Genomic DNA, 23,680 nt, shown 5'->3' on the forward strand with positions numbered 1-23,680 from the left:
GGCTTTACCTTGCTCGAACTGTTGGTCGTCATCGTCATCATCGGCTTGCTGGCGGCGTATGTCGGCCCCAAATATTTCGCCCAGTTGGGCAAATCCGAAGTGACGGTGGCCAAGGCGCAGATCGAGGCGTTTGAAAAATCGCTCGACACCTATCGCCTCGACGTGGGGCGCTACCCGACCACGGAAGAGGGCCTGGCCGCGCTGCTGGCCGCGCCGCCCACCGCCGGCACGCGCTGGAATGGTCCCTACCTGAAAAAGGCCGTGCCGCTCGATCCGTGGGGCCATGCCTATCAATACCGCGCGCCCGGCAGCAAGGGCGAGTACGACATCGTCTCGATGGGCAAGGATGGCCAGCCCGGCGGCAGCGGCGAAAACGCCGACATCAGCTCGCAATAGCGCCAGCGCCATTCTTTTTCCTACGGACAAGCCATCATGCAGTTTGAAGTACGCGCGCTTTCCACGGACCAGGCCGTTGCTACCTTGACGACGTGCGTGATCGATGGCCGCGACGAGGCGGACGCGCGCCGCCAGGCCGAGGCGCGCGGCCTGTTCGTCAGCGCCATCCGCCCGCTGCGCGCCACGCCGTTCAGCGCCGCCGGGCGCCAGCGCGCGCGGGCCTTGCCCCTGCTGCTGTTCAGCCAGGAATTGCTGGCGCTGCTGCAGGCGGGCCTGGGCATTGTCGAAGCGCTGGAAGCCTTGCTGGAAAAGGAAGCGTCGCCGGCCACGCGCAGCGTGCTCACGCGTCTGCTGGAAGGCTTGCGCGAAGGTAAGCGCTTTTCCGCCGTGCTGGCAGAGCAGGCCGAGCTGTTCCCCCCCTTGTATATCGGCATCGTCAAGGCGGCGGAAGGCACGAGCGACTTGCCGCGCGCGCTGTCGCGCTACATCGACTACCAGCAGCGCATCGATACGGTGCGTAGTAAAATCGTCAGCGCCGCCATCTATCCCGCCATTTTGCTGGCCGTGGGCGGCGGCGTCAGCGCTTTCCTGATCAGCTACGTGGTACCCCGTTTCGCCGAGGTGTACCAGGGCGCCGGGCGCAACCTGCCGTGGATGTCGCAAGTCATGCTCAGCTGGGGGCAGTTCGTCACGCAGCATGGCGTGCTGTTGTTGCTCGGGCTGCTGATCACGGGCGGCGTCGCATGGTCGGCCGTGCGGCGCGTGCTGCGCCATGGCGGCGTGGCGCGCCTGCTGGCGAAACTGCCCGGCATCGGCGAGCGCGTGCGCATCTATGAACTGTCGCGCCTGTACCTGACCCTGGGCATGTTGTCCGAAGGGGGCATCACCATCGTGCAGGCGATTGCCACCGTGCAAGCTATGGTCTCGCCGGGCATGCAGGCATCCTTGCAGGGCGCGCGCGCGGCCATCGAGGCGGGCCAGCCCCTGTCGTCCGCCTTCGAGCAGCATCAACTGACGACGCCGATTTCGCTGCGCATGCTGCGCGTGGGTGAGCGCACGGGTGACATGGGCCCCATGCTGACGCAGTCGGCGGCCTTTTACGACGGCGAAATCAGCCGCTGGATCGACCGGTTTACGCGCACCTTCGAACCCTTGCTGATGGCCGCCATCGGCCTGGTGGTGGGCGCCATCGTGATCCTGCTGTACATGCCCATCTTTGACCTTGCCGGCGATATCTCATGATGCCCTCCGCAGCCGAATCCACCGTGGCCATCGCGGCCATCGACCCTGCGCTGCTGCAGCGCGCGCGCATCCTGAGCCGGCAATCGAAGCGCAGCCTGGTCGAGGAATTGCAGGAACTGAGCGGCATCGAGGCGCGCGCCGTGGTGCGCGCACTGGCGCGCCCGTTCGGCCTGGACGTGCTGGAAACGGCCGACATGCTGGCGTTGTCTCCCGCCTTCGATGTGCTGCCCCTGTCGCAGGCGCTGGCGCGCCACAGTGTGCTGCTGCGCGGTGCCGACGGCCAGCTGGTGGGCGTGATCGCCGACCCCTTCGATCTCGACCTGCAAACCTGGCTGAGCGCGCGCGCCGGGCAGGGCGTGTTGAACGTGCGCCTGGCGCTGCAGGCCGACATCGGCGCCTACCTGTCGAAGCAGGAAGAATCGGCGCGCGCCGTCGACAACCTGCTGCCCGGCGCGGCGAACGACGCGCGGCGCGACGGCAAGACGGCGGCCGTGCTGTCGTTCGCCAGCGTCTCGGAAGCGGCCAGCCCCGCCGTCAAGCTGGTCAACTCGACTTTATATGACGCGCTGAAGGCGGGCGCTTCCGACATCCACCTGGAAAGCACGGCCGGCGGCCTGGCCGTCAAGTACCGCGTCGACGGCGTGCTCGATCACGCCACGGCCGTCAACGGCATCGAGGTGGCCGAGCACATCATCTCGCGCCTGAAAGTGCTGGCCGAACTCGATATCGCCGAGCGCCGCGTGCCGCAGGACGGCAGCTTCCGCGTCGAATCGGGCGGGCGCGAAATCGATTTGCGCGTCTCCATCATGCCCAGCATCCACGGCGAGGACGCCGTCATCCGTATCCTCGACAAGCGCGCCATGATTGAGGCGTACGGCGCCCTGACCCTGGAAGCGCTGGGCTTTGACGCGCCGTCGCTCGAAGCCCTGCGCGCGCTGGCGCAGGAAGCCTACGGCATGCTGCTCGTCACCGGCCCCACGGGCTCGGGCAAGACGACGACCCTGTATGCGGCGCTGACGGAAATCCACAACGGGCGCGAAAAGATCATCACCATCGAAGACCCCGTCGAGTACCAGCTGCCAGGCATCTTGCAGATACCCGTGAATGAAAAGAAGGGACTGACCTTTGCCAAGGGCCTGCGCTCTATCCTGCGCCACGACCCCGATAAAATCATGGTGGGCGAGATCCGCGACCGCGAGACGGCGGAAATCGCCGTGCAATCGGCCCTCACGGGCCATTTGGTGCTCACGACCGTGCATGCGAATAATGTGTTCGACGTGTTCGGCCGTTTTACGCACATGGGCATCGACCCGTATGCCTTCGTCTCGGCCCTGAACGGCATCTGGGCGCAGCGGCTGATCCGCACCAACTGCCCCCATTGCGCGGTGGAGTACACGCCCGACGACGCGGAGCTGGCCAGCGTGGGCCTGGCGCGCGCCGACGTGGCGGGCTATGAATTCAAGCAGGGCAAGGGCTGCGGCGACTGCCGCGGCACCGGCTACAAGGGGCGCCGCTCGATCGCCGAAATCCTCGTGCTGACCGATGAAATCCGCGAACTGATCGTCGACAAGAAGCCGATCCGCCAGATCAAGGCGGCCGCGTATGCGAACGGCACGCGCAGCCTGCGCCTGGCGGCGCTGGAGCTGGTCAGGCGGGGCGCCACCACCATCACGGAAATCAAGAGGGTCACCCTGCATGCGTAGAGGACTTGGACAAGCGCTGCGCCTGGGCGTGGCGGCGGGCAAGGTGAGCCTGTGGCGCAGCAGCCGCTGGCGCGCGCCCGCCTGGACGCCGCTGGGCGAAGCCGCGTATGCGCCGGACGAGTCGCTGCATGGCGACTTTGCCGCCCTGGGCCAGGCGCTGGTGCAGTTGCTGGAGCGATTGCTGCCGGCGGGTCAATACGCGGGCTGGCCCCTGTCCGTGGTGCTTGACGATGGGCTGGCGCGCCTGTGGCGGGTGGACCTGCCGCAGGGCGCCGCGCGCCTGGCAGACATCGAGGCCGCCGCCGCGCTGCGCTTCCAGTCGCTGTATGGCGATGTGCCCGGCTTGTGGCACAGCAGCCTTGCCTGGGATGCGCGCGCGCCGTTTTTCTGCGCCGTGCCGCGTGCGCTGCTGGCGCAGCTGACGCGCGTGGCGGCCGCGCACAAGCTGGCCCTGATCATTATTACACCGCAATTTGCGCGCCACTGGAACCGCTGGCACGGCGCGCTGAAACCGGGCGCCTGGTTTGGCCAGTTGCAGGAAAACGCCTTGACCCTGGGCGTGCGGCACGATGGCAGCCTGCTTGCCGTGCGCGCGCTGGCCGTGCCGCAGGACGCGGGCGGCGACTGGCTGGCGCAGACGCTGGCGCGCGAAGCGCTGCTGCAAGGCGTGCCCGCGCCGGCGCTGCTGCAGCTGTGCGGCGCGCCGCCGCCCGCATGGCTGGCGCCGGCGAAAGCGCTACGCTGCCAGGTTTTTTCCACGCCGGACGGGGATGGCGCCTTGTCGCCGGCCGCCCGGCTGGCGCGCAGCGGAGGCGTAGCATGACGCGCCTCGATATCGATTTCGCGCCGCCCGGCTGGCGCCGCAGCCTGCACCGCGTGCCCGCCTGGGCATGGGGCACGGCGGCGCTGGGCCTGGCTTTGATCGCCACGGCAGCGTGGGCCGGCAGCGCCGCGCTGCAGCACCAGCAGGCAAGCGAGGCACGCTGGCTGCTGGCGCAGCAGCGCGTGACGGCCGCCATGCAGGGGCCTGCGCCTGCGCCGCAAGTGCCGATCGCGCCCGCGCAGGCGGCGGCCGTGAATGCGGCCATCCTGCAATTGAACCTGCCGTGGCGCGACCTGCAGGATGCGCTGGCCAGCGCCACGCCGCCCGCCATCGCGCTGCTGGCGCTGGAGCCGGACGCGCGCAAGCGCGTGCTGAAGATCACGGCGGAAACGACCGGCAGCGACGCCATGGTGGCCTACATCGCGCAATTGAAGCAGCAGGAGCTGTTCGGCTCCCGCGTGCAGCTGCTGCGCCATGAAATCAACGCGCTCGATCCGAACAAGCCCTTGCGCTTCCAGCTCGAAGCGCGCTGGGGTACGCCATGACGGCCATCGACATCAACATCTTGCGCCTGCGCGCGCAATTGCTGCTGCGCCGCCTGGGCGTGCCCGCCTGCCTGGCCGTGCTTCTGCTCGCGCTGGGGATCGCCGCCTGGGCGTGGGCCTGGCAGCAGCGCGCCGTGGCGGCGCGGCTGGAAGCGCGGCCCTTGCCGCAGCCATCGCTGGCCGTGGCGGTCTTGGCGCCGCCGGCGACGGCCAGCGAGAACCTGGCGCGCTTTTATGCCGCCCTGGGACAGCAGCGCCACGCGGAGCAGCAGGTCAAGCAGCTGTTCGACCTGGCCGCGAAAAACGGCTTGTTGCTGGCGCAAGGCGAATACAAGAGCGGCTACGACAAGGCCAGCAGGGTCGCCACCTGGCAGGTGACCTTGCCGCTGAAGGGCAGTTACGCGGCCGTATCGCAGTTCGCGCTGCAGGCGCTGCGCGCCGTCCCCTTCGCCTCGCTCGACGAACTGAGTTTTCGCCGCGAGCAGATCGCCGATACGCAACTCGAAGCGCGCCTGCGCCTGACCTTTTATCTGACCGATACGCCTGGCGTTGCGGGAGAAACACCATGACCCCGCGCCATTGGCTGATGCTGGCCGGCTTGCTGGGCGCGGGCGCCTTGCTGCTGTTCGGCGAGCGTCAGCCCGTGTCCAGCGTGGCGGAAGCCGTGGAGCGGGCCGTCGCGCCTGCGCCCGCGCGCCATGCGGCCGCCAGGCCGCCAGCCGCGCAACCGGCCATCCTGGCCCTGCTGCCGCGCAGCGAAGTGGCGGGCGAGGATGGCGACACCTTCGGCGGCGCCGGCGCTGTCTTCCAGAGCCAGAACTGGAATCCGCCGCCGCCGAAGGTGGTGGCCGTCGCCCCGCCGCCGCCACCGCCGCCGATGGCGCCGCCGCTGCCCTTCGTCTACCTGGGCAAGGCGGCCGCCGATGGCGCCTGGGAAGTGTTTTTGTCGCGCGCCGACAAGACGTATATCGTGCGCGCCAATACCGTCATCGATGGCGCCTACAAGGTCGTGACGATCGCGCCGCCCGTCATGACGCTCACCTATTTGCCGTTGAACCAGGTTCAGCAGCTCAACATTGGAGTACTCGAGTGATGCCTCGTTCCTTTTCATCGGCGCCGTTGCTGGCGCTGCTGGTGCTGCTGTCCGGCTGCGCCGGGCAGCAAGCCTACCGCGACGGGCGTGAGCTGATTGCGCAAGATCAAATCCCGGCCGGCCTGCAAAAGCTGCAGGAAGCGCTGCAGCAGGACCCCGGCAACGCGCAGTACCGCAGCGCCTGGCTGCAGGCGCGCGAACGGGCGACCAGCAGCCGCTTGCAACAGGCCGAGCGCCAGGCGCAGGCGGGCCAGGGCGAGCTGGCGCGCGCCTCTTTCCTGAGCGTGCTGGAAATCGATGCGCAGAACGAGCGCGCCAACAGCGGCTTGCGCGCGCTCGAACGCGAGCAGCGCCAGGGGAAATTGCTGTCTGAGGCGCGCACGGCGTTTGAGGCAAAACAATACGATCCGGCGCGCCAGCGCCTGAACGCCATCCTCACCGAGCAGCCGAGCCACGCCGGCGCGCGCGCGCTGCTGCGCGAGGTCGATGAAAAAACGGCGCCGCCCATCGTCGAATCGGGTCTGGCCAAATCGTACAAGCAGCCGATCACGATCGAGTTCCGCGACGCGCCGTTAAAACAGGTGTTCGAGCTGATCGCGCGCCGCTCGGGGCTCAATTTTGTCTTCGACAAGGACGTCAAGGCGGATGCGAAGACCTCGATCTTCCTGAAAAACAGCACGGTGGAATCGGCCGTCTACTTCCTGCTGGTGACGAACCAGCTGGAGCAGCAGGTGATGGATGCGAACACGATCTTGATCTACCCGAACGTGGCGGCGAAATTGAAGGAATACCAGGAAGTGCTGGTGAAAACCTTCTTCCTGGCGAATGCGGACGCCAAGCAGGTGGCCAACACGCTCAAGACCATCTTGAAGACGCGCGACGTGGTGGCCGATGAAAAGCTCAACCTCGTCATCGTGCGCGACACGCCCGAGGCGATCCGCCTGGCCGAGCGCCTGATCGCGCTGCAGGACGTGCCCGAAGCGGAAGTGGTGCTGGAGCTGGAAATCCTCGAAGTCAAGCGCAGCCGCCTGCTGGAACTGGGCGTGGCCTGGCCGACGAGCCTGACCCTGACGCCACTTTCCACTTCGGGGGGCGCGGGGCTGACCATCAACGATTTGAATAACCTGAACCAGCGCACCATCGGCGTGAGCGACCTGTCCGTGACGGCGAATGCCAAGAAGACGGATGGCGACGCGAATATCCTGGCCAATCCGCGCATCCGCGTGCGCAACCGGGAAAAGGCGAAGTTCGTCATCGGCGACAGGGTGCCCGTGGTGACCACCACCATTTCGCCGGGCACGGGCGGCTTCGCTTCCGAGTCGATCAGCTACCTGGACGTGGGCTTGACGGTGAATGCCGAGCCGACCATCTATTTGAACAATGAAGTGGGCATCCGCATTTCGCTCGAAGTGAGCAACCTGGGCGCGGCCACCACCACCCGCAGCGGCTCGACCCTGTACCAGATCGGCACGCGCCAGGCCTCGACCATGCTGCAATTGAAGGATGGCGAAAACCAGGTGCTGGCGGGCCTGATCAACAATGAGGAGCGCAGCTCGGGCAACAAGGTGCCGGGCCTGGGCGACATCCCCGTGCTGGGGCGTTTGTTCGGCAGCAGCAAGGACGACAGCCAGAAGACGGAAATCGTGCTGTCGATCACGCCGCACCTGGTGCGCACGGTGCAGCGTCCGGAAGCGAAGGAATCGGAATTCTCGGCCGGCACGGAAGGCAGCTTCCGCCGCCGTCCCGACATGGCGGCCAAGGTGCCCACGCAGATGCCGGGTACGGTCATCGTGCGTTCCGGCCCGTCCGCCGTCGGCATGCAGCCGGCGCCGCCGCAGCCGCTGATGACGCCCGGACAGCTGCCGGCGCAGCCGCAGACGGTGCCCGCGCCGGAAGTGGCGCCGTCGCCCGAGCCGGCCGCATCGCCCTTGCCGATATCGTCCGGCCAGCCCGTGCCGCTGCAGGCGGCGCCCTTGCCCCTGTCGTCGAGCCAGCCGGTGCCCGTGGTGCCGCCGCCCGCCAAATGAGCGTGGCGCGCGCGCAGGGCGGCTTCACCCTGATCGAACTGCTGGTGACCCTGGCCATCCTGGGCGTGCTGGCCACCCTGGTGATCCCCGTCACGCAAGTGACGGTGCAGCGGCGCCAGGAGCAGGAATTGCGGCGCGCGCTGCGCGAGATCCGCCAGGGGCTCGACGCCTATAAGCGGGCCGGCGACGAGGGCCGCATCCTGCGCGCGACCGACGCCAGCGGCTACCCGAAAAGCCTGGAACTGCTGGTCGAGGGCGTGCCGGACCAGCGCAATCCGAAGCGCAGCAAGCTGTTTTTCCTGCGCCGCGTGCCGCGCGACCCGTTCAATGGGGACGCGGGCTTGAGCGATGCGCAAACCTGGGGCAAGCGCAGCTACGCCAGCGAAGCGACCGAGCCGCGCGAGGGCGACGATGTGTACGATGTGTATTCCACCTCCGGCAAGACCGGCTTGAACGACGTGCCTTACCGTCTATGGTGAACCATGCCCGCTGAAAACGCCCCGCGCCGCGCGCGCGGCTTTACCCTGATCGAATTGCTGGTCGTGCTCGGTATCGTGGCGCTGCTGCTGACCCTGGCCGTGCCGCGCTACTTTCCCAGCCTCGACAAGGCGAAGGAAACCGTATTGGCCGACAACTTGCGCAACCTGCGCACGACCATCGACCAGTTCCACGGCGATACGGGGCGCTACCCCGATTCGCTGGAGCAACTGGTGGAAAAGAAATACCTGCGCGCCATGCCCATCGATCCCATCACGGACAGCGACAGCAGCTGGCTGATCGTGCCGCCGCCCGACGACACGCCGGGCCAGGTGTATGACGTGAAAAGCGGCGCACCCGGCAAGGACCGCAGCGGCACGCCGTTCGCCGACTGGTAGCGGCCATGTACCGTTCTGCGCGCCGCCAGCGCGGTTTTACCTACCTGGGGCTGATCATCCTGGTGGCCATTCTGGGCCTGGCAGGGGCGGCTGGCCTGAAGATGGGTTCCTTGCTGCAGCGCCAGGCGGCCGAGCAGGAATTGCTCGACATCGGCGCGCAGTTTGCGGATGCCCTCTACAGCTATGCGGCCGCCACGCCGCCGGGCCAGCCGCAACAGCCGCCGACCTTGGCCGCCTTGCTGCGCGATCCCCGTACGCCGCAATTGCGCCGGCATCTGCGCAAGTTGTTCGTCGACCCCATCACGGGGCGTGCCGAGTGGGGCTTGCTGTACCAACCCGGCAGCAACGGCATCATTGGCGTGCACAGCCTGTCGAAGGCAGCGCCATTAAAGGTCGGCAATTTCGAGGCCAGGTTTGCCGGCTTCGAAGGCAAGGCCCATTTTTCGGAGTGGCACTTTATGCTCGAGGCCCGAGGGCAAACCACCCCGGCTGCGGCGGTGTCGGGCATGCCGGCGGCCGAGGCGCCTGGCATCGCTCCCGCTTTGCCGGCAGCACCGTTGTTTTCCCGCCCTGTTACCCCACCGCAAGAACAGGCACCGCCAGAGCCAGTTGAGCAGCCTGACGCGCAAAATGTCGATGAAAACACGGCCGAGCAGGCACTTTCACCGTAAAACATGGGGAAAAATAGATGTATGCACTGGCAACTATTTTTCTCCAGAAATTCATGGATAGTGGCAAATAGTTCATTATGAAAATAGTTATCTCAAACGAAACTTCGATAAAATATTTATAAGTAATTTGATGCAATTATGCTACCATCCTGTTCAGTACTTCCGGTACTAAAACTATTGGTGGCCTGCGCATTGCAGCCATAAATTACTTTTTAAGGGATAAGCTATGAAATTGAAATTTATCGCTGCAGGCATCATGGCAGCAGCATCGTTCAGCGCGTCGGCGGCAACCTACGACCTGGGCATCCTGGACCCAACCGGTTCGGACACCCTGTCGGCTTTCACGACCAAGTTCGCGATCAATTCGGAGATCAATGACTCGTGGACCTTCCAGTTGCTGGCCCCATCGTCGACCTCGTTCGGTGCACTGCAAACGTTCTCTGTTGCTAACGGTGCGATCAAGGATTTCGCCGCTACCCTGGTCGGCTATGGCGACCTGGCCAAGAGCACAGCTAGCGGTATCCAGAATCTGAGCTGGGCAGGTCAATTGGCCGCAGGCACTTACACGGTGCAAGTCACGGGCCTGACCCTGGTGAAAAATGTTCAGTACGTAGGCACGGTTTCGGCCCTGCCAGTACCGGAACCAGAAACCTATGGCATGCTGCTCGGCGGCCTGGCGCTGGTTGGCGCCGTGGCACGCCGCCGCGCCAAAAAAGCTGCTTAAGCTTACACTGCAATGAAAAAAACCCGCTTCGGCGGGTTTTTTTTGGTCTGGATCATTTGCGCAAGGCGAGACGCCGGCAACAACATCCTGCGCAATCTGGACAAGCTGTGCAGGACCAGGCGCCAAGTCGAAGACAGTACGCTAGTACGGCGTGACGCAGGCAACAACGTCCTGCGCAGCTTGTCACGCGTGGCGCTTGAAGTCGCGGAAGCGGAAGCCAACGAGGAACAAGGTGGCAAAGTACGCCACGCCGCACAGGGCCACTACCAGGGCCAGCGTGCCGGCCCGCAGCAGCGGATGGGCTTGCATGGCGATCCAGTCGATGCGCGTGGCGCCCAGGACTGCCACGCCGCCCATGACGCAGAGCGCCGGCAGCAGGCGCAGGAAAAACTTGGCCCAGCCCGGTTTCGGCTGGTAGATGCCGCGCTTGCGCAAGCCCCAGTACAGGAAGCTGGCGTTCAGGCAGGCGCCCAGTCCGATCGACAGGGCCAGACCGGCCACGGCGATGTAGGGCACGAATAGCAGATTCATCAGCTGCGTGGCGATCAGCACGCCGATGGCGATTTTCACGGGCGTGCGGATGTCCTGGCGTGCATAGAAGGCGGGCGCAAGGGTTTTCACCAGGATGATGCCGATCAAACCCAGGCTGTAGGCCACCAGCGGCTGCGTCGACATGGTCACGGATTCCGCCGTAAATTTGCCATAATGGAAGAGGGTGGCGATCAGCGGCGTGGCCAGGGTCGCCATGCCGACTGCGGCGGGCAGGGCCAGCAAAAAGGTCAGGCGCAAGCCCCAGTCCAGCAGGGCCGAGTATTCCGTCTTGTCGCCATCCACGTTCGCTTTCGACAGGCTGGGCAGCAAGATGGTGCCCAGGGCCACGCCCAGCATGGCGGTGGGGAACTCCATCAGGCGGTCCGCATACGACAGCCAGGAAATGCTGCCTTCGGCCAGACGCGAGGCGATGCTCGTGTTGATCATCAGGCTGATCTGCGCTGCCGAGACGGCGAACACGGCCGGCCCCATCTTTTTCAGCACGCGGCGCACGCCGCCGTCGGACAGGCCGATGGCGGGGTTGATCGACAGGCGCGGCAGCATGCCGATCTTGATCAGCGCGGGAATCTGGATGGCCACCTGCAGCAAGCCGCCGGCGAACACGGCAATGGCCATGGCGTAGATCGGCTGTTTTAAATAGGGCGCGAGGAACAGCGAGGCGGCGATGAAGGACAGGTTCAGCAGCACCGGCGTAAACGCGGGTATCTTGAATTCGCGCCAGGTATTCAAGATGCCGCCGGCTAGGGCCACGAAGGACATGCAGGTAATATAAGGGAACATCAGCCGCGTCATCCACACGGCCGCGTCGAAGGCGCCCGGGTCCTTGGACAGGCCCGTGGCGATCGCATACACGAACCACGGCGCGCCGGCGATGCCGATGGCGGACACCAGCAGGGTGGCCCAGACGAGCGTGGTGGCGACATGGTCGGCCAATTGCTTGCTCGCTTCCTGTCCATGCTGGTTCTTGTATTCTGACAAGATCGGCACGAAGGCTTGCGAGAACGCGCCCTCGGCAAACAAGCGGCGCAACAGGTTGGGAATGCGGAAGGCAACAATGAAGGCATCCGTGTAGGCGCCGGCGCCAAAGGCGCGCGCGAACAGGCTTTCGCGCAATAATCCGGTTACACGGGACAGCATGGTCATGCTGGAAATGGCGGCGAGGGTTTTAAGCAAGTTCATGGGGCCAGATTATAGCCGGGCGCGGTACTGGCAAACGGTTAAAATATGGTAACAATTGCCGCCGATTCGCCCTTGCCAGGCCCATTTCCACGTGTTTTTGACGCGATACCCGGTTTTTTGATTTGCCCCCGCTTGAAAATATCGCTATAATCGAAGGCTGTACAGAATTCTGTTACGCAGACACTAATGTTTGACAGGCACTGGTTTGGCACACATGGTTCGGCAGACGCACAGAACGCACCGGTTGGCAAACACTAATGTTTGCAAACGCACTTTGACCCTGTTTTAGGAAATTCCATGGCAAATACCGCACAAGCGCGCAAACGCGCTCGTCAAGCAGTTAAGCAAAACGCACACAATTCGTCCCAACGTTCGACCTTGCGCACGGCTATCAAAGCTGCTCGCAAAGCGATCCAGGGCGGCGACAAGGCAGCTGCTGCTGCAATCTTCCAGGCATCCGTGTCGACCATCGACCGTATCGCTGACAAGAAGATCATCCACAAAAACAAGGCAGCTCGCCATAAGAGCCGTCTGGCAGCCGCTTTGAAAGCACTGTCCGCTTAATATTCGCCAGCAGGCAAGCCGCCACGGCGGCCTTGCCTGTGCCGGTACACTGGCACTGGTTGAAAAGCAAAAACCCGCAGATTCGTTCTGGCGGGTTTTTTCGCGTTTTTCACCGTTTTCTTGCGGGTTTTTTGTGCTCCCGTCCGCTATCGGACGGGGCGCGACCTAGCGTGCCGCCGGCAGGTTGCCGATGCTCATGCCCGGCTTGATGTTCTTTTGCTTGAACCAGCCCAGGTGCATTTCCAGCGCATAGCGCACGGGCACGGTCTTCGTGGAGCAATGGCTGTCGAGCGTGTGCGGCTGCATGTCTTCGATGTTGACGATCTTGCCGCCGGCATCGATAAAGGCCACCGACAGGGGCAGCGGCGTGTTCTTCATCCACATGCATTGCGTCGATGGGTTGCCAAAGACAAACAGCATGCCCGCATTCGCCGGCATCTTTTCACGGTACATCAACCCCTGTTCGCGTTGCTCTTCTGTCGCCGCCACTTCCGCCTGGATCAGATGCATGCCGGCCGACAGCTGCAAGCTCTTTGTTTGCGCCTGGGCCATGCCGGCGCAAGACAGCAGGGCGATGGACAGGCTGAGGCGGCGAAGGGGATTTTTCATGGGGCGGGATGGGTGGCTGCGAAGCGGCGATTAAGCCATGCTGGCGGCCGCCTGGTCAAGCGTGTTGCTTGGCCGCATCGAAAACGTGGGGTTACAGCAACATGGTCGCTGCCGTCACCCCGGGAACGGCGTTTATTTCACTGGTTTGCCCGCTTCAGCGGCCGGCTGCTTCGTCTTGCGCGCCTGGGGAATCAGGCGCGGCGCGTCGGTTGCGGCCGAGGCCTTGGCGGATGCGCCGGAGCGGGCCGCGTCCGTCGCGGCCGATGCGTTGACGGAGGCCGACGCCGGCGGCACGGGCTTGCTGGCATCGGTGGCGGCCGATGCGTGGCTGGCTGCCGATGCGGGTGGCGGCTTGACGGCATCGGTCGCGGCGGAAGCGTGCACCTGGGCGCCCGACTGGGCCAGTGCGGCGCCGGCAAGCAGGGAAGCGGCCAGGGTGAATATTACTTTTGTCATCATCTTTCCTTTTCCGTCATGTTAAGGTCGGATGATTTTAATGCATTATCTAAAAATAAATAATGCTTATTGGAAAAATTTCGGTACGGAAACCGTTTTTCTTGGCCTGTTCACGCCTTGCCAATGTTCTCGGCCGGCACCTCGCACCATTCGCCGGGCAACAGCGGATGGCTGGCCAGCGAGAACGGGCCGATGGCGCTGCGCACCAGGCGCAGGGTGGGCAGGCCGACGGCGGCCGTCATGCGCCGCACTTGCCGGTTCTTTCCTTCTTTTAAGGTGATCGCCAGCCATGAAGTGGGCTTGTCGGCGCGCGCGCGGATGGGCGGATTGCGGGGCCACAGCCAGTCCGGCTCGGCGATGCGCACGGCCTTGCATGGCTTGGTGATGAAGTCGCCCAGGTCCAGCGGCGCCTGCAGGCGCGCCAGGCTGGCCGCATCGGGCACGCCGTCGACCTGCACCAGATAGGTTTTCGCTTCCTTGCGGTCCGGGTGGCTGATCTCGTGCTGCAGGCGGCCGTCGTCCGTCAGCAGTAACAAGCCTTCGCTGTCGGCGTCGAGCCGGCCGGCCGGGTAGATGCCGGGAATGGTGAGGTGGTCGGCCAGGGTGGCGCGGCCGTCCTGCGGCGAAAACTGGCACAGGACCTGGAATGGTTTATTGAAGAGGATGAGTGGCATGCTGGTAGAGGAATTGATGTAGGCGAGGGTGGCTGCTGGTTGGCGCCGCAAAAGCGTGGCGCCCTGTAAGATAGTGGTGCATAATGTGAAATATAAGTCTTATGTCTTATAGAAGACATGGGCCGTATGGCAGCGAGGTTCTTTGGCGCCGCGGATGGCCCGGCTGTTCTTTCCTGCTAAAGTGCGTTGTTGCCGCCCTGTTCGGACTTGTTTTTGTAAACTCTGCAACCGCAGAGCGCGTCGCCGGCCAGTGTTATCCGCCTGCGGCGTGTCCCACTTCGGAGATCACGATGTATCAACATATCACTGTACCTGCTGACGGCCAAAAAATCACCGTCAACGCCGATTTTTCGCTGAATGTACCAGATAATCCCATCGTTCCCTTCATTGAAGGCGATGGCACGGGCATCGATATCAGCCCGGTCATGATCAAGGTGATCGACGCGGCCGTGGCCAAGGCCTACGGCGGCGCGCGCAAGATCAGCTGGATGGAAATCTACGCGGGCGAGAAATCGACGAATGTGTACGGCCCCGATGTGTGGCTGCCGGAAGAAACCTTGCAGGTGCTGAAGGATTACGTGGTTTCCATCAAGGGCCCGCTGACCACGCCCGTCGGCGGCGGCATCCGCTCGCTGAACGTGGCCCTGCGCCAGCAGCTCGATCTGTATGTCTGCCTGCGTCCCGTGCGCTACTTCACGGGCGTGCCGTCGCCCGTGAAAGAGCCGGAAAAGACGGACATGGTGATTTTCCGCGAAAACTCGGAAGATATCTACGCCGGCATCGAATACCAGCAAGGCTCGCCCGAAGCGAAGAAATTGATGGATTTCCTGGTCAATGAAATGGGCGTGACGAAAATCCGCTTCCCGGCCACGTCGGGCCTGGGCATCAAGCCCGTGTCCATCGAAGGCACGCAGCGCCTGGTGCGCAAGGCCATCCAGTACGCGATCGACAATGACAAGCCCTCCGTGACGATCGTGCACAAAGGCAACATCATGAAGTACACGGAAGGCGGCTTCCGCGACTGGGCGTATGCGCTGGCGCAAAAGGAATTCGGTGCCGAGCTGATCGATGGCGGTCCATGGTGCAAGTTCAAGAATCCGAAGACGGGCCGCGACATCATCGTCAAGGACTCGATCGCTGACGCGTTCCTGCAACAGATCTTGCTGCGTCCGGCCGAATACAGCGTCATCGCCACCCTGAATCTGAACGGCGATTACATTTCCGACGCGCTGGCGGCGCAAGTGGGCGGCATCGGCATCGCGCCGGGCGCCAACCTGTCCGATTCCGTCGCCATGTTCGAGGCGACGCACGGCACGGCGCCGAAGTACGCGGGCAAGGATTACGTGAATCCCGGTTCCCTGATCCTGTCGGCGGAAATGATGCTGCGCCACATGGGCTGGCTGGAAGCGGCCGACCTGGTCATTTCTTCGATGCAAAAGTCGATCGCCTCGAAGCGCGTCACCTACGATTTCGCCCGCCTGATGGAAGGCGCGACACAAGTGTCGTGCTCCGGTTTCGGCGAGGTGATGATCGAGCACATGTAACAAGAGGGGCGCGGGCAGGGTGCAGCGCACCCTGCGGACGAAAAAAAACCCCGCTTCAAGGAAACGGGGTTTTTCACATCTGAGGGCCGGCGATGCTTAGGCTGCCTGGATGTTGGAAGCTTGCTTGCCTTTAGGGCCTTGCGTGACTTCGAATTGAACTTTTTGACCTTCTTTGAGGGTCTTGAAACCGTTCATGTTGATCGCGGAGAAATGAGCAAACAAATCTTCGCCGCCATCATCTGGAGTGATGAAGCCAAAACCTTTGGAATCATTGAACCACTTAACTGTACCTGTTGCCATAAAAAGAACTTTCAAAATTAAAACAAATCACACGAGCCATAAAAGCAAGAAGCTTCTTGCCCCCTCCTCGACGTCTCACTTCTTATCAAGCTGTACATTACTGCAACAGTCGATACAGCATTGTTGGCGGAATAAATAATGAAGTCAAGCGCTTTTCCATCGATATTGCCAAATTCTTCACGAGAACCAAAAAAGCAACTCTTGATTTTGACAGCAAGGTCGCCATCTGCGCAATATTAAGAAAACGCGTAAGATTGAAAACAATTGGAAAGGCGTAGATATTGCGCATGACAACCACTGTGAAAGCATTAGAATAAGCGTATGGCAACCAAGCACGACACAGAAACCCTGCTGGAGCGGCAAGTGCTGAAGCCGCCACCGCTCTACCAGGTGGCCTTGCTCAATGACGACTACACCCCGATGGAATTTGTGGTGGCCATCATTCAGGAGTATTTCAACAAGGACCGTGAAACGGCGACGCAAATCATGCTCAGTGTTCATCGCTACGGCAAAGGAGTGTGCGGCGTGTTCTCTAAAGATATAGCGTGTACCAAAGTGGAGTTCGTTTTAACGCATGCGCGCAAGGCGGGGCACCCCCTGCAGTGCGTGATGGAGGAAGTATGATTGCGCAGGAATTAGAAGTAAGTTTGCACATGGCGTTTGTCGAAGCTCGGCAGGCACGGCACGAATTCATCACGGTTGAGCATTTACTGCTGGCACTGCTGGACAATCCCTCCGCTGCCGAGGTATTGCGTGCCTGCGCGGTCAATATAGAGGACCTGCGCAAGACCCTCACCAATTTCATCGGCGATAACACGCCGACCGTGCCTGGCACGGGCGAAGTCGACACCCAGCCGACGCTTGGTTTCCAGCGCGTGATCCAGCGCGCCATCATGCACGTCCAGTCCGCCTCGAACGGCAAGAAGGAAGTCACGGGCGCCAATGTGCTGGTGGCCATCTTCGGCGAAAAGGATTCGCATGCGGTCTACTACCTGCACCAGCAGGGCGTGACGCGCCTGGACGTGGTCAATTTCATTTCGCACGGCGTGCGCAAGGACCAGTCGACGGAAAGCGCGAAAGCCTCCGAAGGCGTGGAAGAAGCGCCCGTCGACGGCCAGCCGAAGGAAAGTCCGCTCGATCAGTTCACGCAAAACCTGAACAAGGCCGCCGCCGAAGGCAAGATCGACCCGCTGATCGGCCGCGAGGAAGAAGTCGACCGCGTGATCCAGATCCTGTGCCGCCGCCGCAAGAACAATCCGCTGCTGGTGGGCGAGGCGGGCGTGGGCAAGACGGCCATCGCTGAAGGCCTGGCTTACCGCATCACGCAAAGCGATGTGCCGGAAATCCTGCAGAATGCCGTCGTGTATTCGCTGGACATGGGCGCCTTGCTGGCCGGTACCAAGTACCGCGGCGACTTCGAGCAGCGCCTGAAAGCCGTGCTGAAACAGTTGAAGGATAATCCGAACGGCATCCTGTTCATCGACGAGATCCACACCATCATCGGTGCGGGCTCGGCGTCGGGCGGCACGCTGGACGCATCCAACCTGCTGAAACCGGCGCTGGCCAACGGTCAATTGAAGTGCATCGGCGCGACCACGTACACGGAATTCCGCGGCGTGTTCGAGAAAGACCATGCGCTCTCCCGCCGCTTCCAGAAAGTGGACGTCAACGAGCCGACCGTCGAGCAAACCGTGCAAATCCTGCGCGGCCTCAAATCGCGCTTCGAAGAGCACCATGGCGTCAAATACTCGGCCTCGGCCCTGTCGACGGCGGCCGAACTGGCGGCGCGCTTCATCAACGACCGCCATCTGCCGGACAAGGCGATTGACGTCATCGATGAAGCGGGCGCGGCGCAGCGCATCCTGCCGAAGTCGAAGCAAAAGAAAACCATCGGCAAGGCCGAGATCGAGGACATCATCGCCAAGATCGCGCGCATTCCGCCGCAAACGGTCAACCAGGACGACCGCAGCAAGCTGCAGACGATCGACCGCGACTTGCGCAATGTCGTGTTCGGGCAAGATCCAGCCATCGACGCGCTGGCCTCGGCCATCAAGATGGCCCGTGCCGGCCTGGGCAAGACGGACAAGCCGATCGGCTCCTTCCTGTTCTCCGGTCCGACCGGCGTCGGCAAGACCGAAGTGGCCAAGCAATTGGCCTTCATCCTCGGTATCGAGCTGATCCGTTTCGACATGTCCGAATACATGGAGCGCCACGCCGTCAGCCGCCTGATCGGCGCGCCGCCGGGCTACGTCGGTTTCGACCAGGGCGGCTTGCTGACGGAAGCGATCACCAAGAAGCCGCATGCGGTCTTGCTGCTCGATGAAATTGAAAAAGCCCATCCGGACATTTTCAATATCCTGCTGCAAGTCATGGACCATGGCACCTTGACGGACAACAATGGCCGCAAAGCCGATTTCCGCAACGTGATCATCATCATGACGACCAATGCGGGCGCGGAAAGCCTGCAAAAGACGTCGATCGGCTTCACCAATTCGAAGCAGGCCGGCGACGAGATGGCCGACATCAAGCGTATGTTCACGCCGGAATTCCGCAACCGCATCGACGCGACCATCAGCTTCCGCGCGCTGGACCAGGAAATCATCCTGCGCGTGGTCGACAAGTTCCTCATGCAGCTGGAAGAGCAGTTGCACGAGAAAAAGGTCGAAGCCGTGTTTACCGAGAAGCTGCGTGCTTTCCTCGGCAAGAAGGGCTTCGATCCGCTGATGGGCGCGCGGCCGATGGCGCGTTTGATCCAGGACATGATCCGCAAGGCGCTGGCCGACGAACTGCTGTTCGGCCGCCTGGTCACGGGCGGACGGGTCACCGTCGACCTCGACGACAAGGAGCAGGTCTTGCTGGAATTCCCGGAACCGCCAGACGCGGCGCCGACGGCGGCACCGGAAACGGTGGAAGTGGAATAAACTTCCTGCTGTCAACAAAAAACCCGCGCACGCAAGTGATGCGGGTTTTTTTACGTTTTTATGGGCAATAAAGAAGGTTTTAAGAAGGTTTTCTTTGGCCGTAGTTATGCCAGAATTGCTGTCCGGTATCGACATGATGTCCATGCCACCTGACCGCTATCTGGATGCTCACATGAAAATTTCCCGTACTCTTGCCTTCCTCTTGTTTTCCGCCGGCTTGCTGGGCAACGCCTCCGCTGCCGCGTCCGCCGGCAGTTATTTCCGTTTTCCCGCCGTGCGCGGCGATACAGTCGTCTTCACGGCCGAAGGCGACTTGTGGAAAAGCAATCTACGCGGCGGCGCGGCGCAGCGTTTGACCACGCATCCCGGCTATGAAACGAACGCGGCGATTTCGCGCGACGGCCAGTGGCTGGCGTTTTCCGCCGCCTATGAAGGGGCGCAGGAAGCGTATGTGATGCCGCTGGCCGGCGGCTTGCCGCGCCGTATTTCCTTTGACAATGGCGGCGTGCTGGTGCTGGGCTGGACGGCGCAGGGCGAAGTGCTGGTCAGCACGCAAAATACGGACGGTCCCGCCTCGCGCCGCATCGTCGCCGCCATCGATCCCGTGAAACAGACGCGGCGCGTGTTTCCCGTGGCCGACGCCAACGACGCCGTGCTCGACGATGCCGGCAAGACGCTTTTCTTCACGCGTTTCGGCCTGGCCATGACCAACGACAATGTACGCAACTACCGGGGCGGCGCGCATGCCACGCTGTGGCGCTATGAGCTCGACGGCAAGGGCGAGGCTGTGCCCATGCATACGGAGCCTGCCGTGTTGGCGGGCAACAACAAGCGCCCCATGTGGTGGCAGGGCCGCGTCTATTACATCAGCGACGCGGGCGGCAGCGACAATCTGTGGAGCATGCTGCCCGACGGCTCCGACCGCCGCGCCTTGACCGGCCACACGCAGTGGGACGTGCGCAACGCGCAGCTGGGCGACGGCAAGATTGTGTATCAATTGGGCGCAGACCTGCGGATACTGGACCTGGCCGCAGGGATGGACTCATCGCCATTGCCGATCAGCCTCGTGTCCGATTTCGACCAGCAGCGCGCGCGCCAGATCCGCTCGCCGCTCGATACCCTGAGCAATGTCCAGCTGTCCGGCAAGGATGAGCGCATCATCCTCACCGCTCGCGGGCGCGTCAGCATCGCCGGCACGGGCAGTCAGCGCCGCGTCGACATCGCCATTCCCGAAGGGGCGCGGGCGCGCGACGCCGTCTTTTCCAGCGACGAGAAATCCGTGTTCGCCATCGTCGACACGAGCGGAGAGAACGAAATCTGGAAGTACGCCGCCGATGGCTCGGGCAAGGGCGAGCAGCTGACGACGCAGGGAGACAATCACCGCTGGAAGCTGTACCCGTCGCCGGACGGGCGCTGGCTGGCGCACACGGACAAGAAGGGCCGTTTCTGGCTGCTGGACCTGGCCACCAGGGGCAACCAGTTGATCGATGATGCGGGCAAGGCGGGCGTGGACAAGCACGACGAAGTGCAATGGTCGCCCGACAGCCGTCACCTGGCCATCGTACGCGTGGCCAGCAACGAGCAGCGCGAGCAGATCGGCCTGTATAACCTCGCATCGAAGCAGTTGCAGTTCGTCACCAGCGACCGCTATACCTCCGCTTCGCCCGTGTTTTCGCCGGACGGGCGCTGGCTGTATTTCATGTCGGCGCGCAATTTCCAGCTGGCCAACGGTTCACCGTGGGGCGACCGCAACATGGGCCCCGTGTTCGACAAGCGCATCGGCGTGTATGCGCTGGCGCTGCAGCCGGGCAACCGTTTCCCCTTCCAGCCCGACGATGAGCTGAGCCGTCCGGGTGTAAAACCGGCCGAGACGGATGATGAAAAGGCGGCCGAATCGGCGGCGGAAAAGGCATTGGAAAAGGCGGGCGGCAAGACGGCCGTGAAAAAAGCGTCGGCCGCCCTGCCGGACGTCGTCTTCAAGGGACTGGCCGGGCGCCTGTATGAAGTACCGCTGGCGGCGGGCAATTACAGCGCGCTGGCCATGGATGACAAGCGCCTGTATTTCCTCGAACGGGAAAGCGGCGAGAACAAGTCCAGCTTGAAGACTTTGGCGATTGGCAATACCGGCTCCAAGCCGGAACTGCTGGTGGCCAACGTGCGCGAATTCGATCTGGCGCAGGATAAAAAGCATTTGTACTACCGCACGGCGGCAGCTACGGGCCCGGGCGAGATGCTGGTGATCGAGGCGGGCGCCAAGCTGCCGTCCGACCTGTCGAAGGCGAAGGTAAAAGTCGACGACTGGACGTTTGTGTCGAACCCGCGCCTGGAATGGAAGCAGATGTTCAACGACGCGTGGCGCTTGCACCGCGACTTCCTGTACGACGCGAAGATGCGCGGCGTGGACTGGAAGGCGGCGCGCGACAAATATGCGCCGCTGGTCGAGCGCGTCACGGACCGCGCCGAGCTCAATGACGTGCTGGGCATGATGGTGGCCGAAGTGGGCGCCCTGCATTCGCAGATACGTCCCGGCGAATTGCGCCGCACGGAGCAGGAAGGCGCGCCGGCGGGCTTGGGCGCCGTGCTGGCGCGGACAAACGAGGGCTACCGGGTCGAGCATGTCTACCGCAGCGAGGCGGAACTGCCATCGGCGCGCGCACCGCTGTCGCGGCCCGAAGTCGACGTGCGCGAAGGCGACGTGATCACGGCCGTCAACGGCAAGGACGTCTTGGGCGTGCGCGACATCAGCGACCTGCTGCTGAACCAGGCCGACAAGCAGGTCTTGTTGCAGGTCAAGCGGGGTAATGGCAAGGGCGCGCCGCGCGCCGTCATCGTCACGCCCGTCAACATGGCTAAACAGACGGCGCTGCGCTATGGCGACTGGGAATTGAGCCGCGCCGAGCAGGTGGCCACCGTCTCGCAGGGACGCATCGGCTACTTGCACCTGCGCGCCATGGGGGCCAATGACATCGCCTCGTTCGCGCGTGATTTTTACGCCAACATCAACCGCGAAGGCCTGATCATCGACGTGCGGCGCAATAACGGCGGCAATATCGACAGCTGGATCATCGAAAAACTGCTGCGCAAGGCCTGGGCCTACTGGGCGCCGCCGGGCGTGCAGCCGTCGTCGAACATGCAGAACACCTTCCGCGGCCATTTGGTGGTGCTGGTCGATGAACTCACGTATTCCGACGGCGAGACCTTCGCCGCCGGCATCAAGGCATTGAAACTGGCGCCGCTGGTGGGCAAGCGTACGGCCGGCGCCGGCGTCTGGCTGAGCGACAATACGCGCCTGGCCGACAATGGCATGGCGCGCGTGGCGGAAAACGGCCAGTTCGGCATCGACGGCCAGTGGCTGATCGAAGGCGTGGGTGTGGTGCCGGACGTCGAGGTGGAAAATCCGCCGCACGCCACCTTCAATGGCGCCGACCGCCAGTTGGAAGTGGCGCTCGACATGCTGGCGAAAAAGCTCAAGGAGCAGCCGCGCCCCGCGTTCCAGGCGCAGCCGATCCCCGCGCTCAAGTAGTCCGGATACAGGCCGCAGACGGCCTTGAACTGCTGCGCGCGGCGGCGCGGCACCTCGATCACGCTGCCGTCCAGCAGGCGCAGGTCGAGGCCGTCGGCGGCGTTCGGCGCCACTTGCGCCACCTGCGCCAGGTTGACGATCTGGCGCCGGTTGGTGCGCAGCATCAGCGGCTGCTGCGCGCCGAAATGCACGCGTATGTGTGCCTTCCGATTCCAGCAGGCGGATATCGTCAAACGCGACAAACCAGCAGCGTTCCCCATCCTTGATGAAGACCTTGCGACAGCGCGGTGAAGTAAAACACCGTCCAGGTCAGGAAGACCCCGAACCAGAACAGCAGCGCGCCGGGCAGCCAGGCCAGGCCGCGCAAGACATCGGGCGGATACATGACGTGGAAGGCGGCCGTCACGCTGGCCGTCTGGATGAGGGCCAGCAGGGCCAGCGCCGGCACGATGCGTTTCCAGCGCAAACCGTTCGCCGCCCGGCCGCGCCGGCGCAGGACGCCGTGCCACAGGTGCGACAGCAGCAGCCCGCCCAGCGATCCCCAGCAGGCAATCGTCACGAGATGCGCAGCTGCGAGGAGCCGCCATACACGCTGTTGAACAGGGCGAGCGCGCCCCAGCCGATGATGCGTTCCACGTCGGCCGGCGCCGTCGCCATGCCGGCGATGGTGCGGCGCTGGCTGGCGGCGTAGGTGGCGTCATCCTGTGCGCGCATGGCTGCTTGCATCTGCGTTGCCATGGCTTGCAGCTGCTGCGGCGTGGCGTCTGGCATTTGCGCCGCGCCCAGTGCCGGCAGCGAGTCGACGATCAGCAGCTTGCCCGTCCGGGCCGGGTGGTCGATGGCCATTTTCAGGGCCAGAAAGCCGCCCAGGCTATGCCAGAGGATGGCTGGCTGGCCCAGTTTTTCCGCCACGATGTAGGCGGCCAGCTGCTGCTCCGCCTGCGCCAGCAAGTCGCCTTCGATGGGCGCCACGCCGGCAAAGCCGGCCAGGGTCAGCACGTGGCATTGACGCGCGGTGTGCGGCCCGCACAGGCGCGCCACCGTGCCTTGCCAGACGTCGCCCGACGAGGCCAGGCCGGGAATCAGGATCAGCGGGCGGCCCTGGCCCGTGACGTCGACCGTGAATACTGTGGGCGTGGCGGCCAGGCTGGCGCCAGCCGCCAGCAGGGTACTGAGCAAGATCAATGTTTGCAGTGTGCGTTTCATGGGGTACTCCTCCTTGACGACCATGCCAGCGGCGCGGGATGAGCGGCGGCAGG

24 protein-coding genes are annotated in these 23,680 nt (G+C 63.5%); 17 read left to right on the forward strand and 7 right to left on the reverse strand.

Annotation, left to right across the window (positions count from 1 at the left end; all coding sequences use genetic code 11):
- The 12 genes from gspG to AC0V2Y_RS15125 all read left to right on the forward strand — a co-directional run.
- Window positions 1-396: type II secretion system major pseudopilin GspG (gene gspG / locus AC0V2Y_RS15070; RefSeq protein ID WP_475418347.1), on the forward strand; the 396-nt coding region annotated here is incomplete at its 5' end.
- A gap of 36 nt (window positions 397-432) precedes the next feature.
- Window positions 433-1,638: a type II secretion system F family protein gene (locus AC0V2Y_RS15075; RefSeq protein ID WP_475415178.1), complete on the forward strand. Its 1,206-nt coding sequence runs from the start codon at window positions 433-435 to the stop codon at window positions 1,636-1,638.
- Window positions 1,635-3,341, forward strand: a complete 1,707-nt coding sequence (locus AC0V2Y_RS15080; RefSeq protein ID WP_475415179.1) for a GspE/PulE family protein — start codon at window positions 1,635-1,637, stop codon at window positions 3,339-3,341. Before AC0V2Y_RS15075 ends, AC0V2Y_RS15080 begins: the two co-directional genes overlap by 4 nt.
- Window positions 3,334-4,164 carry a hypothetical protein gene (locus tag AC0V2Y_RS15085; protein WP_475415180.1) on the forward strand — a complete coding sequence of 277 codons (831 nt, stop codon included), beginning with the start codon at window positions 3,334-3,336 and terminating at the stop codon, window positions 4,162-4,164. Before AC0V2Y_RS15080 ends, AC0V2Y_RS15085 begins: the two co-directional genes overlap by 8 nt.
- Window positions 4,161-4,709, forward strand: coding sequence for a ubiquitin family protein (locus AC0V2Y_RS15090; protein ID WP_475415181.1), 549 nt, complete (start codon window positions 4,161-4,163; stop codon window positions 4,707-4,709). The genes AC0V2Y_RS15085 and AC0V2Y_RS15090 overlap by 4 nt, the downstream gene beginning before the upstream one ends.
- A complete protein-coding gene (locus AC0V2Y_RS15095; protein WP_475415182.1) occupies window positions 4,706-5,278 on the forward strand; it encodes a hypothetical protein in 573 nt (190 codons plus the stop codon). The genes AC0V2Y_RS15090 and AC0V2Y_RS15095 overlap by 4 nt, the downstream gene beginning before the upstream one ends.
- The gene (locus AC0V2Y_RS15100; RefSeq protein WP_475415183.1) at window positions 5,275-5,802 is read left to right on the forward strand and encodes a hypothetical protein; all 528 of its coding nucleotides are present in this window, start codon (window positions 5,275-5,277) and stop codon (window positions 5,800-5,802) included. Before AC0V2Y_RS15095 ends, AC0V2Y_RS15100 begins: the two co-directional genes overlap by 4 nt.
- A complete protein-coding gene (locus AC0V2Y_RS15105) occupies window positions 5,802-7,829 on the forward strand; it encodes a secretin N-terminal domain-containing protein (RefSeq protein ID WP_475415216.1) in 2,028 nt (675 codons plus the stop codon). Before AC0V2Y_RS15100 ends, AC0V2Y_RS15105 begins: the two co-directional genes overlap by 1 nt.
- Window positions 7,826-8,308 carry a type II secretion system protein gene (locus AC0V2Y_RS15110; RefSeq protein WP_475415184.1) on the forward strand — a complete coding sequence of 161 codons (483 nt, stop codon included), beginning with the start codon at window positions 7,826-7,828 and terminating at the stop codon, window positions 8,306-8,308. The genes AC0V2Y_RS15105 and AC0V2Y_RS15110 overlap by 4 nt, the downstream gene beginning before the upstream one ends.
- A gap of 3 nt (window positions 8,309-8,311) precedes the next feature.
- Entirely contained in the window at window positions 8,312-8,704 is a 393-nt protein-coding gene (locus AC0V2Y_RS15115; RefSeq protein ID WP_326457288.1) for a type II secretion system protein, read from the forward strand.
- 5 nt (window positions 8,705-8,709) lie between these two features.
- Window positions 8,710-9,375 carry a type II secretion system protein gene (locus tag AC0V2Y_RS15120; RefSeq protein ID WP_475415185.1) on the forward strand — a complete coding sequence of 222 codons (666 nt, stop codon included), beginning with the start codon at window positions 8,710-8,712 and terminating at the stop codon, window positions 9,373-9,375.
- A 226-nt stretch (window positions 9,376-9,601) separates the two neighbouring features.
- Window positions 9,602-10,099, forward strand: coding sequence for an FxDxF family PEP-CTERM protein (locus tag AC0V2Y_RS15125; RefSeq protein WP_475415186.1), 498 nt, complete (start codon window positions 9,602-9,604; stop codon window positions 10,097-10,099).
- Between the two features lie 183 nt (window positions 10,100-10,282).
- On the opposite strand, the gene murJ is transcribed toward AC0V2Y_RS15125, so the two are convergent.
- A complete protein-coding gene (murJ, locus tag AC0V2Y_RS15130; RefSeq protein WP_475415187.1) occupies window positions 10,283-11,830 on the reverse strand; it encodes a murein biosynthesis integral membrane protein MurJ in 1,548 nt (515 codons plus the stop codon).
- 297 nt (window positions 11,831-12,127) lie between these two features.
- Here murJ and rpsT point away from each other — a divergent pair, with 297 nt between their 5' ends.
- Window positions 12,128-12,394, forward strand: a complete 267-nt coding sequence (rpsT, locus tag AC0V2Y_RS15135) for a 30S ribosomal protein S20 (protein WP_010395935.1) — start codon at window positions 12,128-12,130, stop codon at window positions 12,392-12,394.
- Between the two features lie 165 nt (window positions 12,395-12,559).
- Here rpsT and AC0V2Y_RS15140 read toward each other — a convergent pair whose 3' ends face one another.
- The 3 genes from AC0V2Y_RS15140 to AC0V2Y_RS15150 all read right to left on the reverse strand — a co-directional run bounded on the left by AC0V2Y_RS15140 (window position 12,560) and on the right by AC0V2Y_RS15150 (window position 14,133).
- Window positions 12,560-13,003, reverse strand: coding sequence for a DUF192 domain-containing protein (locus AC0V2Y_RS15140; protein WP_475415188.1), 444 nt, complete (start codon window positions 13,001-13,003; stop codon window positions 12,560-12,562).
- 132 nt (window positions 13,004-13,135) lie between these two features.
- On the reverse strand, window positions 13,136-13,459 hold the full coding sequence (locus AC0V2Y_RS15145; protein ID WP_475415189.1) for a hypothetical protein: 324 nt from the start codon (window positions 13,457-13,459) through the stop codon (window positions 13,136-13,138).
- A 110-nt stretch (window positions 13,460-13,569) separates the two neighbouring features.
- Window positions 13,570-14,133 (reverse strand): pseudouridine synthase, encoded by a 564-nt coding sequence (locus AC0V2Y_RS15150; protein ID WP_096234386.1) that lies wholly within the window; start codon window positions 14,131-14,133, stop codon window positions 13,570-13,572.
- Window positions 14,134-14,423: 290 nt separating this feature from the next.
- Between AC0V2Y_RS15150 and icd the strand changes: the two genes are divergently transcribed.
- Window positions 14,424-15,677, forward strand: a complete 1,254-nt coding sequence (icd, locus tag AC0V2Y_RS15155) for an NADP-dependent isocitrate dehydrogenase (RefSeq protein ID WP_070253571.1) — start codon at window positions 14,424-14,426, stop codon at window positions 15,675-15,677.
- A gap of 96 nt (window positions 15,678-15,773) precedes the next feature.
- Here the strand turns inward: icd and cspE are convergent, their stop codons facing one another.
- Window positions 15,774-15,977, reverse strand: coding sequence for a transcription antiterminator/RNA stability regulator CspE (gene cspE, locus AC0V2Y_RS15160; RefSeq protein WP_010395943.1), 204 nt, complete (start codon window positions 15,975-15,977; stop codon window positions 15,774-15,776).
- A gap of 321 nt (window positions 15,978-16,298) precedes the next feature.
- Here cspE and clpS point away from each other — a divergent pair, with 321 nt between their 5' ends.
- From clpS to AC0V2Y_RS15175, 3 genes are all read left to right on the forward strand, one after another.
- A complete protein-coding gene (gene clpS / locus AC0V2Y_RS15165) occupies window positions 16,299-16,601 on the forward strand; it encodes an ATP-dependent Clp protease adapter ClpS (RefSeq protein ID WP_034751577.1) in 303 nt (100 codons plus the stop codon).
- On the forward strand, window positions 16,598-18,898 hold the full coding sequence (clpA, locus tag AC0V2Y_RS15170; RefSeq protein ID WP_475415190.1) for an ATP-dependent Clp protease ATP-binding subunit ClpA: 2,301 nt from the start codon (window positions 16,598-16,600) through the stop codon (window positions 18,896-18,898). The genes clpS and clpA overlap by 4 nt, the downstream gene beginning before the upstream one ends.
- Before the next feature lie 172 nt (window positions 18,899-19,070).
- Window positions 19,071-22,421, forward strand: coding sequence for a S41 family peptidase (locus tag AC0V2Y_RS15175; RefSeq protein WP_475415191.1), 3,351 nt, complete (start codon window positions 19,071-19,073; stop codon window positions 22,419-22,421).
- Between the two features lie 229 nt (window positions 22,422-22,650).
- Here AC0V2Y_RS15175 and AC0V2Y_RS15180 read toward each other — a convergent pair whose 3' ends face one another.
- Together AC0V2Y_RS15180 and AC0V2Y_RS15185 are read right to left on the reverse strand one after the other, a co-directional pair.
- A complete protein-coding gene (locus tag AC0V2Y_RS15180) occupies window positions 22,651-22,980 on the reverse strand; it encodes a hypothetical protein (protein ID WP_475415192.1) in 330 nt (109 codons plus the stop codon).
- Entirely contained in the window at window positions 22,977-23,627 is a 651-nt protein-coding gene (locus tag AC0V2Y_RS15185; protein ID WP_475415193.1) for an alpha/beta fold hydrolase, read from the reverse strand. Before AC0V2Y_RS15185 ends, AC0V2Y_RS15180 begins: the two co-directional genes overlap by 4 nt.
- Window positions 23,628-23,680: the final 53 nt, after the last annotated feature.

This window comes from Janthinobacterium sp. BHSEK, assembly GCF_056174685.1.

What these genes read in the sequence shown, in the direction of transcription:
- AC0V2Y_RS15075 (WP_475415178.1), top strand. Translation starts at nt 433, where the DNA reads ATGCAGTTTGAAGTACGCGCGCTTTCCACGGACCAGGCCGTTGCTACC.
- AC0V2Y_RS15080 (WP_475415179.1), top strand. Translation starts at nt 1,635, where the DNA reads ATGATGCCCTCCGCAGCCGAATCCACCGTGGCCATCGCGGCCATCGAC.
- AC0V2Y_RS15085 (WP_475415180.1), top strand. Translation starts at nt 3,334, where the DNA reads ATGCGTAGAGGACTTGGACAAGCGCTGCGCCTGGGCGTGGCGGCGGGC.
- AC0V2Y_RS15090 (WP_475415181.1), top strand. Translation starts at nt 4,161, where the DNA reads ATGACGCGCCTCGATATCGATTTCGCGCCGCCCGGCTGGCGCCGCAGC.
- AC0V2Y_RS15095 (WP_475415182.1), top strand. Translation starts at nt 4,706, where the DNA reads ATGACGGCCATCGACATCAACATCTTGCGCCTGCGCGCGCAATTGCTG.
- AC0V2Y_RS15100 (WP_475415183.1), top strand. Translation starts at nt 5,275, where the DNA reads ATGACCCCGCGCCATTGGCTGATGCTGGCCGGCTTGCTGGGCGCGGGC.
- AC0V2Y_RS15105 (WP_475415216.1), top strand. Translation starts at nt 5,802, where the DNA reads ATGCCTCGTTCCTTTTCATCGGCGCCGTTGCTGGCGCTGCTGGTGCTG.
- AC0V2Y_RS15110 (WP_475415184.1), top strand. Translation starts at nt 7,826, where the DNA reads ATGAGCGTGGCGCGCGCGCAGGGCGGCTTCACCCTGATCGAACTGCTG.
- AC0V2Y_RS15115 (WP_326457288.1), top strand. Translation starts at nt 8,312, where the DNA reads ATGCCCGCTGAAAACGCCCCGCGCCGCGCGCGCGGCTTTACCCTGATC.
- AC0V2Y_RS15120 (WP_475415185.1), top strand. Translation starts at nt 8,710, where the DNA reads ATGTACCGTTCTGCGCGCCGCCAGCGCGGTTTTACCTACCTGGGGCTG.
- AC0V2Y_RS15125 (WP_475415186.1), top strand. Translation starts at nt 9,602, where the DNA reads ATGAAATTGAAATTTATCGCTGCAGGCATCATGGCAGCAGCATCGTTC.
- murJ (WP_475415187.1), bottom strand. Translation starts at nt 11,830, where the DNA reads ATGAACTTGCTTAAAACCCTCGCCGCCATTTCCAGCATGACCATGCTG.
- rpsT (WP_010395935.1), top strand. Translation starts at nt 12,128, where the DNA reads ATGGCAAATACCGCACAAGCGCGCAAACGCGCTCGTCAAGCAGTTAAG.
- AC0V2Y_RS15140 (WP_475415188.1), bottom strand. Translation starts at nt 13,003, where the DNA reads ATGAAAAATCCCCTTCGCCGCCTCAGCCTGTCCATCGCCCTGCTGTCT.
- AC0V2Y_RS15145 (WP_475415189.1), bottom strand. Translation starts at nt 13,459, where the DNA reads ATGACAAAAGTAATATTCACCCTGGCCGCTTCCCTGCTTGCCGGCGCC.
- AC0V2Y_RS15150 (WP_096234386.1), bottom strand. Translation starts at nt 14,133, where the DNA reads ATGCCACTCATCCTCTTCAATAAACCATTCCAGGTCCTGTGCCAGTTT.
- icd (WP_070253571.1), top strand. Translation starts at nt 14,424, where the DNA reads ATGTATCAACATATCACTGTACCTGCTGACGGCCAAAAAATCACCGTC.
- cspE (WP_010395943.1), bottom strand. Translation starts at nt 15,977, where the DNA reads ATGGCAACAGGTACAGTTAAGTGGTTCAATGATTCCAAAGGTTTTGGC.
- clpS (WP_034751577.1), top strand. Translation starts at nt 16,299, where the DNA reads ATGGCAACCAAGCACGACACAGAAACCCTGCTGGAGCGGCAAGTGCTG.
- clpA (WP_475415190.1), top strand. Translation starts at nt 16,598, where the DNA reads ATGATTGCGCAGGAATTAGAAGTAAGTTTGCACATGGCGTTTGTCGAA.
- AC0V2Y_RS15175 (WP_475415191.1), top strand. Translation starts at nt 19,071, where the DNA reads ATGAAAATTTCCCGTACTCTTGCCTTCCTCTTGTTTTCCGCCGGCTTG.
- AC0V2Y_RS15185 (WP_475415193.1), bottom strand. Translation starts at nt 23,627, where the DNA reads ATGAAACGCACACTGCAAACATTGATCTTGCTCAGTACCCTGCTGGCG.